Origin of the sequence: Pseudarthrobacter sp. NPDC058362, from assembly GCF_042723515.1 — a bacterium.
In the GTDB taxonomy this organism is placed as follows: Bacteria; Actinomycetota; Actinomycetes; order Actinomycetales; family Micrococcaceae; genus Arthrobacter.
This window is the reverse complement of record NZ_JBHXIW010000002.1, coordinates 246,355-259,186: the sequence shown is the minus strand read 5'-3', so window position 1 is coordinate 259,186 and position 12,832 is coordinate 246,355. Positions and strand designations below refer to the sequence as shown.

The 12,832-nt window shown below is 57.7% G+C and carries 8 protein-coding genes and 1 pseudogene; 3 read left to right on the top strand and 6 right to left on the bottom strand.

The window, feature by feature from the left end; translation table 11 throughout:
* Positions 1-578: 578 nt before the first annotated feature.
* Positions 579-1,220: a DUF6308 family protein gene (locus ACFWIX_RS05765; RefSeq protein WP_377215157.1), complete on the top strand. Its 642-nt coding sequence runs from the start codon at positions 579-581 to the stop codon at positions 1,218-1,220.
* A gap of 27 nt (positions 1,221-1,247) precedes the next feature.
* Here ACFWIX_RS05765 and ACFWIX_RS05760 read toward each other — a convergent pair whose 3' ends face one another.
* A complete protein-coding gene (locus ACFWIX_RS05760; RefSeq protein WP_377215506.1) occupies positions 1,248-4,367 on the bottom strand; it encodes a DUF3427 domain-containing protein in 3,120 nt (1,039 codons plus the stop codon).
* A 1,476-nt stretch (positions 4,368-5,843) separates the two neighbouring features.
* On the opposite strand from ACFWIX_RS05760, the gene ACFWIX_RS05755 reads away from it, so the two are divergent.
* Positions 5,844-6,197 (top strand): hypothetical protein, encoded by a 354-nt coding sequence (locus ACFWIX_RS05755; RefSeq protein WP_377215156.1) that lies wholly within the window; start codon positions 5,844-5,846, stop codon positions 6,195-6,197.
* A 169-nt stretch (positions 6,198-6,366) separates the two neighbouring features.
* On the opposite strand, the gene ACFWIX_RS05750 is transcribed toward ACFWIX_RS05755, so the two are convergent.
* The 3 genes from ACFWIX_RS05750 to ACFWIX_RS05740 form a co-directional block, all read right to left on the bottom strand.
* Entirely contained in the window at positions 6,367-7,869 is a 1,503-nt protein-coding gene (locus ACFWIX_RS05750) for a DUF2971 domain-containing protein (RefSeq protein ID WP_377215155.1), read from the bottom strand.
* 633 nt (positions 7,870-8,502) lie between these two features.
* The gene (locus tag ACFWIX_RS05745) at positions 8,503-9,465 is read right to left on the bottom strand and encodes a hypothetical protein (RefSeq protein WP_377215154.1); all 963 of its coding nucleotides are present in this window, start codon (positions 9,463-9,465) and stop codon (positions 8,503-8,505) included.
* A gap of 268 nt (positions 9,466-9,733) precedes the next feature.
* On the bottom strand, positions 9,734-10,147 hold the full coding sequence (locus ACFWIX_RS05740; protein ID WP_377215153.1) for a hypothetical protein: 414 nt from the start codon (positions 10,145-10,147) through the stop codon (positions 9,734-9,736).
* Here ACFWIX_RS05740 and ACFWIX_RS05735 point away from each other — a divergent pair.
* Entirely contained in the window at positions 10,107-10,865 is a 759-nt protein-coding gene (locus ACFWIX_RS05735) for a GIY-YIG nuclease family protein (protein WP_377215152.1), read from the top strand. The two genes, ACFWIX_RS05740 and ACFWIX_RS05735, sit on opposite strands and share 41 nt — an antisense overlap.
* A 150-nt stretch (positions 10,866-11,015) precedes the next feature.
* Here ACFWIX_RS05735 and ACFWIX_RS05730 read toward each other — a convergent pair whose 3' ends face one another.
* Both ACFWIX_RS05730 and ACFWIX_RS05725 read right to left on the bottom strand, forming a co-directional pair.
* Positions 11,016-11,753, bottom strand: coding sequence for a DUF2971 domain-containing protein (locus tag ACFWIX_RS05730; RefSeq protein ID WP_377215151.1), 738 nt, complete (start codon positions 11,751-11,753; stop codon positions 11,016-11,018).
* A gap of 319 nt (positions 11,754-12,072) precedes the next feature.
* Positions 12,073-12,749: pseudogene (locus ACFWIX_RS05725) on the bottom strand (nitrilase-related carbon-nitrogen hydrolase).
* Positions 12,750-12,832: the final 83 nt, after the last annotated feature.

Genomic DNA, 12,832 nt, shown 5'->3' with positions numbered 1-12,832 from the left:
CCGGCATCGGTTTCAAGGTCCTGTCGTGGGTTGTCCTGAAAAAACGACCAGTGCGCCTCGCGCGACACGCGGCCATTCGGGGCAGCGAGGCCTCCAGTTGCTTTCTTGGTGGGTAGCACCTCGGGACGGTCTCGCTTCTCAGCCGCCAACTTCTGCGCCTGCAATCGGAGTCTGGACTTCGAAGCCGTCGTCCCATCCCCAACTGCGTTACGACGTGCCTGCGGCTTTTTAGGCTTCCGCTTTATAGCAGGGTTAGAGGCTGCTTTTCCAGAGCCAGGGCACAAACCGCCATTGCGGGCCGAATGCCCGATGACCTTTCCCAACACCGGCTTTGCCGTGAGTGGCTTGCCGCAAGCCTGGCATCGCCATCCGGATTCCTTCGAAATAACCTTCGCCACTTTTCCTCCCCAGATCCTCTCTCGTGAAACCTACAACTACTGACTCTGGAGCTCCAAAATCCGCTTCCCTTTCAGCATCAAATGCACCGATAAAATGACTTGGTTGACCGATAGCACGCACGAACTGACAGCGAGAGTCGCCGATCGCGGTATCTCTGCTGGGCCTAATAAGCTAACCCAATGACGACACTCAGAGTTGGCGGGGCAACTGTTGAATTTGACGAGGCAAAGGGCTGGGCTTGGACTTACTTGCATGAACGCCCACGGACGTCCGCATATCCGGCCTACGACGGGTACCCTGGGTCCGCGGATGATTTGGTTGGGGCACAGGATCTACTAGCAGTCGTTTTGCTGAACGTCTCGAATAACCCCATACCCGTTTACTACGGACTGGAAAGTCTTACCCCCTCAATCAACGAGCGGCTTCAGGACCCAGCAATGGTTGGCGAACTGGTCGACGCCGATTCTGCCACCTTGGAGGCTATCGTGCGCCTTTTCGGAGTACTGGAAGCCACCCCGGCTAAGTACGTTCGGCTCACCACGCTGTCCAAAGTTCTTCACCGTAAGCGTCCCAACCTAATTCCCCTATTCGACGACAATATTGGATATTGCTACAGCGAGTGCGAAGGCGCTCCGGTTTCTTTCGAGGATGGCAGGAGCCGAGCGGATTATCGGCTGAAGTGGCTGAAGGCCGTCCAGGACGACCTGGCGAGCCAGCTCACCTACTGGGAAGAAATTGCAGCTTTGGCTTCCGGGCCCAAAATCACTCCTCTGCGCGCCCTGGACATTATTGGTTGGGAGTTGGGCAACCGGAGGAATTAGACAGGGGACTTTGCCTCGCACCAGATCCTATTGGGCTACCGCAGCCGCGATGGCAAACACATCCGCCGGCATCGGCCGATGCAGCTTCCAGGTGATCGCAATAGGTTTCTCGCCGGTGTGCTGGAGGTAGTCCACCTGTCCCAGGCACGTGTAGGGAACAGTCAGCCCGGTTTCATCGTCCGCCGTGTCCCTTGTGAAGATCAGGATCTTCGAATCATGCGAGGCCCGGTCCAGATACCGGCGTCCCGTCGGACTGGTGGACGACGTCGCATTCTGCGACTCCCAGTGGAACAGCTCGGGACTGATGGCGTAGTCCTTGTACATCGTGGTCGCCGAGTGCTTCTTGTCGTCCTTGTTCAGGGTGACAAAGAAAGCGTCCGTGGACGTCACCGGGCACCAAGCAACTCCTTCGCGGTGCTGGACGTTCTTTCCATTTTCCAGCGAGCCGTACTGCAACGCCGCCAGAACCTCCTCGCGCCTGTAGGTGGCGTGCGACAGCAACGGGATGTGCTGCAGCCCTGCTCCAAGGCTCTTCGCTGCATGCTTCGATGCGGCCACCCCCAGCTTGACCACCTGGCGGATCTCGCGGCACACAAACTGGTAGCCTCGCAGGTGGTCCAGGCCGTCGTCGTACGTGCTGAATCCGCCGCCGTCATCCCACAGCGTGTAGAAGAGCATTCGTGCAAAAGCCTGCTCGCGCATGCCCAGATCCGCATAGCGGGGCGCGTCGGCAGCGACCAGCATGGAATAGGCGGCGGCGCGTTCCGGATCGTCGACGTGGATCAGCGCGGCCATCCGGCCCAGCAGCTTCTTTTCCTCCGCGCCCGACAGCTCCACGAGCTTCCCCCGCAGCACCGTCTCCAAGGGTGAAAGCCCCTCGATCAGCCCTGCCTGCCGGAGGTAGCCGGTCCACGAGTCCCTGGTGGAACGGTAGATGGTCTTGATGTCATTCCCGGACAGCTTCAGATAGGCCTGCAGCTCGGTCTCGGCGTATGAGGCGATGTCCCGAACCAGCTGCGCCCGGTTGACCCGCAGCTGTGCCTTGATGTTGTCCAGGACCACCTTCTGCGCGACCCGGTCCAGCACGATCTGCGAGCCGGAGGGCAGGTACGGGAACTCGTCCTCGACCGCCTTCTCCAGGTCCTTGCGGCCATAGCCGGTCAGCGCACGGTAGCGCAGGTCAAAGCGGAACTCACGGCGCTGCTGGCCGATGAAGTCCAGGACCGTCAGCACCGATTTGCCCTCTGCACGGCGCAACCCGCGTCCCAGCTGCTGGAGGAAGACCGTGGCGCTCTGCGTGGGCCGGAGCAGCAGGATGGTGTCCACCTGGGGGAGGTCCAGTCCTTCATTGAAGAGGTCGATGGCGAAGATGCAGTTGAGCTCCCGCTGGCCCAGGCGCTGCAGGGCTTCCTCACGGTCGGCATTGTCAGTGGTGCCGTCGACGGCGACCGACGCAATGCCGGCCCGGTTGAACACCTCTGCCATGTAGTGTGCGTGCTGCACCGACACACAGAAGCCGATGGCCCGCATCTGGTTCGTGCTGGTCACCTTATCCCTGATCTCGCGGATCACCTTTGCGGCGCGGGCGTCGTTACCGGTGTAGAGGGCGCTCAGCTGGGCGATGTCGTAATTACCGCGCTTCCACTCCAACTGGCTCAGGTCGACGTCGTCCGAGACACCGAAGTAGTGGAACGGCACCAGCAGGTCGGCGTCCAGGGCATCCCAGAGCCTGAGCTCACTGGCTGTCCGTCCATCGAAGAACTGCTTGGCAACGTCGACGCCGTCACCCCGTTCCGGGGTCGCCGTGAGTCCGAGGAGCTGCTGAGGTTTGAGATGGTCCAGCAGGCGGCGATAGGTGGGCGCCATGGCATGGTGGAACTCATCGATGACGACGACGTCAAAGAAGTCAGGCTCCAGCTGCTCGATACCGAGCGAGGAAAGTGACTGGACCGACGCGAAGATGTGCTTCCAGTCCTGCGGCTTGTGGTCCCCCACGTAGAGCTCACCGAAGGCGCCGTCCTGCATAACGTCGCGGTAGGTGCGCATCGCTTGCTTCAGGATTTCTTGCCGGTGGGCGACGAAGATTAGTTTGAGGTCGCGGCCGGCACCTTCGGACAGCCGTTTGTAGTCCAGGGCGGCGATGACAGTCTTGCCGGTCCCGGTGGCCGCGACCAGGAGGCTGTGATTGAAGCCCTTGAGCCGCTCGGCTTCCAGGTCCTCGAGCATCTCCTCCTGGTGAAGGAACGGTTGGACCTCAAGGCCAGTAGTTGCATCCGGCGCCGCTGTGCGACGGCCACCGTTCCGTTCCAACGCAGCGTCCAGCTTTTCGCCATCACGCTCCGGATCATAGCTCTGGAAAGCCCGCTGCTCCCAGTAGCTGTCGAAGGTGACCTCAAACTTTTGCAGGAGGGCGGGGGTGGCGACGGAACTGAGCCGGACGTTCCATTCCAGCCCATCGAGTAGTGCGGCTTGACTTAGGTTGGAGCTACCGACGTAGGCGGTGTCGAAGCCGGTACTACGGCGGAACAGCCAGGCTTTGGCGTGCAGCCTTGTGGCCTGGGTTTCGTAGCTGATCTTGACTTCGGCCCCGTACCGGTTGATGAGCTCGTCAATGGCGCGGCGTTCGGTGGCACCCATATAAGTGGTGGTGATGACTCGAAGCTGGGCACCGCGCTCCCTGAGTTGCTCCAGGGCAGGCTCCAGGAGCCTGAGGCCGGTCCAGCGCACGAAGGCGCAGAGAAGGTCGACTGTATTGGCGGACTCCATCTCGGCCCTCAGCTCGGCCGCGAGGTTAGGCTCGTCCTTGCTGTTAGTCAACAAAGCGGAATCACTCAGTTTGGTGTTGGGGCGGCGCAGATTGCGACTTTTGAGCTTGTTCGGGCGATGGAGAGACTGGAGCTGGGTCGGACCCGGTGCGATGCGATCTCGGCTGTCCAGTTCCTGGAGGAGCCCGTTGGCGAGGGCGACGCGATCCGCCGGCTTGGTTGAGGCGAGGGCTCGCCGGACGGCGTCGGCCACGTGGCGGGCGAGTATGTCCGGCGAGTCTTCTTCGTTTATTTCTGTGAAGACTGGCTGGAGTCCTTGCTCTTGCCTCAGATGCTCACCGAGCACATCCGTATTGAGCAGTTCGTACAAGCCTTCGGGCAGGTGCTCTGAGGGGACTCCCCTGTGAAAAATGTTCACGTCGCCAGAGTAATGCGTGAATGCTGCAGAGTCGTGGCGCCCCGCTCGTGGTGGAATAACTCACTCTTCACTGCCCGGAGGTCATTCGTCACATAGTTATTTCCTCCAAACGAGCACAAGCGTAATCCTAGATATTGGCGCAGTGCAAAACGACGAGGACGTCGGACTTTATAGACTAGGGACTCGGCATAGTCAAATATGGCCCCCGACCAGCGCGGCAGATAATTCCGCCACATTTCCCTTTGAACATCAGCTGACAGCCGTTAAAAATTGTGACCTAAGAATCAGGCTGCTGTTACCCGGCTTAGCCACTTCCCGAAGTAGTGACCATAGGAACCGTCCTCGAAGTGACGGGGCGCTGGATTGCTCCAAACCATGGTTTTCTACTGTGGGCAGGGGTGGTGTTTCGTATGACCTCTTTTCCGGGCGCCGTTGTGCTCCCACCTGACCGACGAGATCATTGGGCGGAAGAGACACTCACCATAGTCAGAACTTGTTCAGGTGTACCTCAAAGTCGGCACTACGGGACATCCACTCCAATGACATTTGTCTCTCAATAGCCCCATGGGAGCGGTTTCTTCTGTCGGGACTGCACAACAGAGGACATACCTGTATAATTCGGCCCTCGAATTTAGACCGAGTTAGGCCATAAAAAGCGAAATTCCTCATGGGTCTGGCAAGCTTTGAGGTTCGCGCCGAAATAAGGGATGTCCGAATCACGCCTTCGCTCCCACAGGGGGTCCACTGCACTCATGCGGGCGGCCGTTCGGGGCGGAACACTGGATCCAATTCTTGATGGGCTGGTGCTGCCCTACGGACTGTCGTTGATTACACGCTACAAGCCGGTTGTGTAGACGGAAGCAGTCCTTTCGAAGACCATTGAGTATTAGCAGACCACATCCTGTCGCTCCTGGATCGACCACCACGATAAGGAGGGAGCCCTGACATGCTGCCGACACGCGTCTAACCTATATCCGCTGCCGTTCCATGAAGGATTTTCCGCAGACTCATCGGCTAGGTGAAAAATAGGGTTGTCAGAACGCCGCAATTTATCATTGAATGTTGTACGGCTTTCTTGAGGACTCTTTCCAAACGTACCTCGGAAACGACGGTCATCAACTACCTCAGAATCAGCACCGAGCAGATGGAGTGCACCGTCTGGGTCTGCCCCCCGTTAGCCCTCCCCGCTGGGTCTAAGGCGACAATCGCGGTTCGCCCAGTTAGTCCGTGTTGGTGACCCTAAGATGATTCAATGGGCGAGAACCAAAGATCCGAATCACCAGATGTAGTTTCCGAACACTCGCCCTCTTCGTATCTGTCGCGGCATTCGCGCACACCCGAAGCAAAGCAACGAAAGACGCTTTTCTCGCCATTCACGAGAAGATGTGTGATCTCGAGATTCAAGAGGGACGAGGCATCCTCTATAGCAAAATCAAGAGCTTGGACGACGTAGAGAACTTGAAGAAGTACGACAAAGAAAGTTTTCGGAAGGTCAACCGCGCGATCGCAATGTGGGACGTCCTCGCGATGTATGTCAGCCGTGGCTATCTACCCAAGCAGATAGTTTTGGAGGAATGGGGTCGAAATTTGGCAAAATATCGAGGACGAGTACTGTTGCTCGGGGAGGCTCGCAACAAGAACTGGGAGCACTATGAGGCGCTCAGTAAAGAAGCCTGTGAAAAGTACCCCTCCGCTGCTGATGAGTTGAAAGTAGAAGAGCGCAGCCGAAAAAGCTTGTACCCATTCCGGTACGCCTTTCTCAAGGTAATTAGCGTTGGTAGATATGACCTATAGCGAGCCGTTCTAGTTCGGTGCTCCGCAACGAACCTCGACGGTTTCGGTTGGCTGGCGGAACGACGCACAGTTCCCCCAGCCCAGCGAGCATCCTCGACGAGATTTCCTTCTCTCCTGCGTCGCAAGCCGATTCAGAAACAGCACCATGCCTATCCCTGCGCGTCAACGGTCAGCCCTTAAAAGGTTGCTCAGACTTCTTGACGTTGCGGCTCGCCGGTCCGTAAGCCATCTGTGCCAACAAGCCCTGAATGGTCCGCACGATGCCATCAGGGGCGACCGGGGAACACCGCACACCTCGTAGCGGTAATAGTGCCTCCTCATCCTGCGAAGAAGTTCTTACATGAAGAACAGGAACGATGCTCCTTCGGCCATGTTCGTAGTGGACTGGATCGAAGTTAGTGAAGTTGGTCGTAATCCATCGCACCTCCTTCTCGTCCTCGAAAGCGTCATGCTTCATCACTGACGCCAGGATGACCGCCTGCTTTCGAAGTTCTTTGACCAATGCTTCCTGGTCCCTTTTGCCAGCACGATCGATGTCCTCGATAGCATTCTGGATAAATTCTTTTGCCAGCCGTTCCTTTTGTTTTTTCTTGTAGGTAACTCGGTACCAGCCGCTGATGGGAGGTATGTCGTCCCGAAGAGTCTCGTTATCCTCATCGTCGTCAAGGGCGATCCCGTCAGCGGACAGTTCTATCTTCGTGCTCAGACCGAGTGCGAAGCCGTCACCGTTCGCATAGTTCCTCCATAACGTGAGGCTGTCAGGTTGACTCGAAGCGGATATGTAATAGACCTCGTTAAATATGGTGTCGAAGTACGCCGCGTCCAAGACTGCGCGCATCAGCAACTCGACCGTCTCCCACCCGTCCTTGTCGTAATCCGGATCTTCCTTCGCTTCATCCTTCACCTTACTGAAGGCTTCACGAATTAGGGTCAGTCCATGGGTCATCTCCGAAGCGTCATTCAGACTTTCGGGACTTGATGCCCAAAGGTTTCCACTCTTGATGATGGACAGACATGCATAGCCGTTGGTGTAATGCCAAACGTAGTTGTTGCTTCGATACCGCAGAGTTTCCGTAGTGGTAAGCCACTCTTGAGTTCTTTTGGCGAAACCCGCAAAAGTGGCATGCCGCAGAGAAGTTTCCATAAATTTCGTCAAAGCGTCCGCGATTGGCTTCAGCGACATATTCTGCTGTAACTGCATCTGCCCGAGAGGCAATAAGGCATTCCCGAGCACCTTTTGCATTTGCGAGACGTCAGGCGTGGCTACTTTGAGCGCACGATTGACGCTTTCCAATAGCTGGGTCGAAATATACGGTTTTGGCAGGTCGAGGTCTGCCAATTTACTCAAGGAATCCGTCATGTTGGCGAGTGGCACATTGGAAGCTGCATAGGATTGCAACCATGGTGCCGACACGATCCGTTGGAGGCGTTCCAGGTCCTTCGGCGAAAAGGCAATGGTGTCCACCCGGGTAGGTTTCTCAGCATCTCGCTGGCCGCTACCGCTACCCTCAGCATTGGTGACTGTCTCGTCGAGCGTGACTATGTGACCAGTTTGCTCAGCGGAAGGATCCGTACCCTCACCCGGCTCAGGATCCGCCGGCTCCGATACGCTAGCCTCATTGCTTGAAGCGTTATAAGGCTTGCGTGCAGGGGGTCTTTTCTCATTACTCACAAAACAATCCTCACATCCTCACCTTTCATGTCCTGCCCCGAGAGAAACGTGTCGGCTTCGAGGAATGGCAGCTGACGCAGTTCATGTCGTCGGTGTTGAGGCCTCCAGAACCGCAACGGCGTCTCCCGGTGTATAGGAATGTCGGGCTGCCCCAGCGCTGGACGGTGAACGCGGCAGTGGCTAGAAGACTACGAGCTGACGCCAACCACAACAACAAACCTATCGAGTCTCAGCACTCACCGGGGCGTCCGTCTCGGCATCAGCCCTACGAGAAAATTTTCCGCATAAAATACTCGACCGCCACCCGGATGGGGAAGAACTCGTCGAAACCGCGACGAAAAGATGCTGTTTAGAACCATCGCCCAGCTACGGCGGCGTCGACCTGCTTTTCCTTGAATGGTCGAGCTGCATGCGCTGGACCCTGGTCGACAGCCAAGAAACTCGCATAAGCAGCTGACGGATTAGCTATATCGAAGGTGCCATGGAGGACTCGGGGCGTTGACGCCGACGTGTGTGGACTAGTCACAGGACATCGTGTCACCTGCCAGGAGAATTAGGCTCTCGTATCCCAATTGCTTTTCCACGGGACCGCGGGCAGGGATATCGAGCGGACATATCGGGGGCTCCGCACGACTAGCGGTAGGGAACCGAGCTAACTTCTACCTTCACGTCGTGATAGCCCAAAAAGCCAAGAAATTGCAACAGGCCAAATCTAGCCTCCTGTGGGTACGGCGTGGGCCCAATGTTGATCTGTCTAATCGGCAACCTCTCCATTTCTTGAGGGCCACCACGGTCAGGGAACTTTCGCTTCCGGCCTTTCGTCCCACCCTTTGGAAGACCCAGTTCTACGTATGGAATCAGCCCATAACGCCCTGGCCGATGAAGTACGTACTTCCAAGCGGGCGAGACTTCGGCGAGCGTCCGCAATTCTTGCTCGTCGCGGAAGGCATTGTCCTTGATCCGGTTCAATTGGCCAAGGAGTGACAGTTGTTCCATAAGGAAGGGAAAAGAAAACGTGCTGCGGTCTTGCTTGGCCACCTCAAGGGCGTCACGCAACTTGGAGAGCGCCTGCGCAACAATATCTTCCTGCTCGTCTCGTTCATAGACCATGGGATCCCACCCTTCAATGGATTGCCCATCGTGGTCTGGGTCAAACTCAAGCTGCCCGTTAGGATCCCTCGGGCCGTCCACATAGCCGGGCGGAGGAAATGGGTGGCTATCGCCCTCGCTCTGAGCACGCACTTCGAGTGGAACGTCACGGTCGAGGCCAACGGCAAAGCTGACTTCGTCTTTGCCGTAGTACCGCCACATTGTCAGGCTGTCTCCGTTCTCACAGGCAGACAATATGAAATGCTCTTCGCGGGGTGTCTTGAAGCCTTCGAGGCTTTTCTCAAGCTCCTCCCGCACGTCTGAATACTCGTCGAGTTCCCACACTTCCTTCAGCCTGTCGCTACCGCTGACTAGCTCTTTGAAATCGTTGAGGTATGCAGCCGAACTTGCCCAAAGAACGTTGTTCTTTAGGATGCCATTTAGCCCCAGGCCATCGGTGTAATGCCAGACCAAGGAGCCGTTCCCCGTTATGTTGCCGTTCACCATTATGCCGACATTCTCCTTTTAATTCAGAAGTTCCCGCCCATACTTAGCGAGATCATTGCCACGTTATCCGATCTGCAAGCCCGGTTGACCCTGGCTCTCCGCTTGGGCTAGGGATCCACCATTGGGGACTCAGCGACGGGAACCGGCAATGCCTCGCCGCTTATCGTCCGCTCCGGCCTGGCGGACCAGGACACCACTATGGAGCGCCGGCCAAAGCCGGCGCACCTCATGCGTGATTTAAACGAAGGAAGTTATTCGGGCGCCTGGTTCAGTCCAAGAATGCGGGCACCTTGACATTGTCAGCCTCTTCAACCCCTGCCACTATTTTGCCGGATCGCTTGTTCACCCAGCACCCCGCCGCAAGAACCGCCACAAGCCCAAACGTGCTCAACAGCTGCGGCCGTGAATCCTCGCCAATGAAGCCCACCGTGAAGATCGCCGCCAGGATCAGCAGGCCAAGGGAAGTGAGCCACGGGAAGCCGGGCATCCGCAGGGGAAGCGCCGCTCCGTCTCGGTCGACGCGGAGGCGCAGGGCGAGCTGCGCAAGGAGCGCGGACGTCCATACCAGCAGGCACGTCGAGCCCACGATATTGAACAGGACCGGAAGAACCTTCTCCGGGAAAGCCAACTCCAGTACGACCGTGACAACGCCGAAGGCGAGGCTGGCCAAGACCGCGGCCACCGATGTTTGCTATATAGGCCAGAGCGGCAACGTAGGCGTTCGACTGAAGCAGCATACGGTAAGTAAAGACTACTGGGAGCATGCGTTGGTGGCCGTCTCTCTGACCAACACTTGGACCGACACGCACGTGGGCTATATGGAATGGCAGGCAATCGACAAGGCGCACCGCGCGGATCAATTCAGGCTTACTAACGGCAACGGAGCATCAAACCGTCATCCACCGGCTCCTTTGGAAGCTGACTGCAACGAGTATTTAGATACCATTTCCGTACTCCTTACAACGCTTGGCTTTCCGGCAATGGAGCCTTTCCAGAAAGGCGACCCTGAGGTAGCTTCCGAATCGTCCAACGGAGACAAGACACACCACCTTTCATTTTCCCGTCCGGGATGCGAAGGGAACGGAACTCTAACTGCGGAGGGTCTGATAGTCGAAGCAGGTTCCTACGGCCGCAGAATAGAGTCGGCGAGCTGCCCGACCTGGATCGTAAACCTAAGGCGGAAGCCAGTAGAAAGTGGCGCCGCCGACTTCAGGAACGAACGGCTGGTTCTGGTTAAGGATCATCTATTTAGCAGTCCGAGTGCGGCGGCCGCTGCGCTCGTGGGCCGAACAATTAACGGCAGGACGTCTTGGAAAAACGCAACGGGAAAGACGCTGGATCAGTTGGAGAAAATGCGCCTCGATTCCGTCCAAGCTGACGCCTCTGAGGAACTGATGTAGAACCGGGCGGACAAGGAACGGAAAGCCTCAATGGTGCTGTCCCTATAACCCCAGCTGCCGGAACCCCGGAAAGGACTCCCGTACGCGATCCACCGTCTTCAGCGAAAGCTCACGGTCAGGACGGCGGGAGCCAGCCCCAGGTTACAACATTCACTCGATAGGGTCCTTAGCAAGATCCGATTGTCTTACTTCAAAGCCATACCCATAACGGGCGGTAACTTTCTCCACAACATCCCCAATCCACTGTGGTGCATCGGGGGCAACAAAGACGTCTTGCACTAGGTCTCGAAGATCGACAGCGATGGGAACGACGGGCGCTTCTGGTTCTGAGGCAGTGGTAGATTCGGCGCCATTCACGCCTGTCATCATGAGAAGCCTAACTTCGCGCTCATGTGAAAAGCTCTCGCGCTTAAAGAGAAACGCATCAAATGCGTTCCGTTCTGGGATAAAAGTTTTACGGTAGTCAACGTATTTGACTCGGGCACCGAAGACGTCTCTCTCGGCTCTAATGCTAGAAGTGAGAGCACCCCACGTTGATTTGATAGCTACCCCGCGGCCTTCCCGCTGGTATATGTCCCACATGGCCGCAGATTCGAATTCTGCAAGATGCCAACAGTTCATGTGGAACCGTTGCCGCATGAACTGCCTGCGGCTCGGCGCCGACGCCATCATCATGTCGTAGTGTTCGCCGTAAAGAACCGGACGTAGCTCCTGATTTCGAGGACCGTATGATCCTTCCCACGTGTCGGTCATTTGATCAGCTCGAGCAAAATGAAGAGCGCTCTCCTCAAGTAGCGATAAGTAGCGGGCCAGATCCATGTACCGCCAAACCCCGTCTTGCGCGCTCGGCTTATCCAGGAAACTTTCGTGCTCGTCATTCACAAACATGACTCCACAATAGCCGCGGTAGCCGGCGCAATAGGGCTTCACCCCTCTGTCCTTACAGGGCTTATAACTGCCGTAGACCACAAGCTGTCCCAACGGATACCAGGACCACTGCCACTGCTTTTGACGCTAGCCGACGAACCCACTCACGCCTTGTTCTCTGTGTGGCTTTTATCCTTGTACCAAAGGTAGTGCTGCAATAAGGAAGGTCGAAGATCTTGCTAGTGCTAGCACCAGATTCGCGAGGAATGGTAACTGTCTCCCCACGCTGTACCCGCGATTGTTGATTGCTGTTCCACACGCTTCGAGGCTCGTGGCCCGCTTACAGACGCCGCTGCCGGAACATCGGAAACGACTCCCGCACCCGCTCCACTGTCTCCAGCCAAACCTCCACCGTCCGCACGCCCGGCTCCAGTCCGAGGTCAGCCTCAACAACCCCCATCGGATCCACCAGCACGCTCCGCCCCACGGACACCGGCGGTGCCTGGCACACGCCCGCAACGTACACGCTGTTCTCGATCGCCCGTGCCACGTTCAGCGCCAGCCACTGCTCGGTCTTGTGCTCGCCCGGCACCCAGGACGAGCACACGAGCAAAACCTGAGCGCTGGCGTCGGCCAGTGATCTGGTCAGCTCCGGGAACCGCAGGTCGTAGCAGGTCATCAGGCCGAACCGCACTCCCCCGTGCTCGAACACCACCGGCTCCGTGGAGGGCCCGGGCTTGACGAACGTCGACTCCCCAAGGCCTGAGCGTCGAAAAGGTGAATCTTCCGGTGGAAAGCCAGCCGGCCGCCGTCGGACCCGAAAGCCACCAGCGTGTTGTACGCCTGGCCCGGCTCCTCCGCGGTTTCCACCACGCCCGCCACCAGCGCAATGCGGTGGCGGCGGGCGATGGCGGCAAGCTCCCGGCATACCGGACCGTCCAGCGGCTCGGCCACCTGAGGGAACGTAGCGTCCACCTTCTTCTTCTCGTAGGTGGCGTACTCCGGGAAGGCGGCCAGCGCGGCGCCGTCGCGCGCTGCCTGTGCGGCGAACCGGTCGATCGCGGCGAGGTTGGCGCCTGGATGTCGGCGCCCGACTTCAG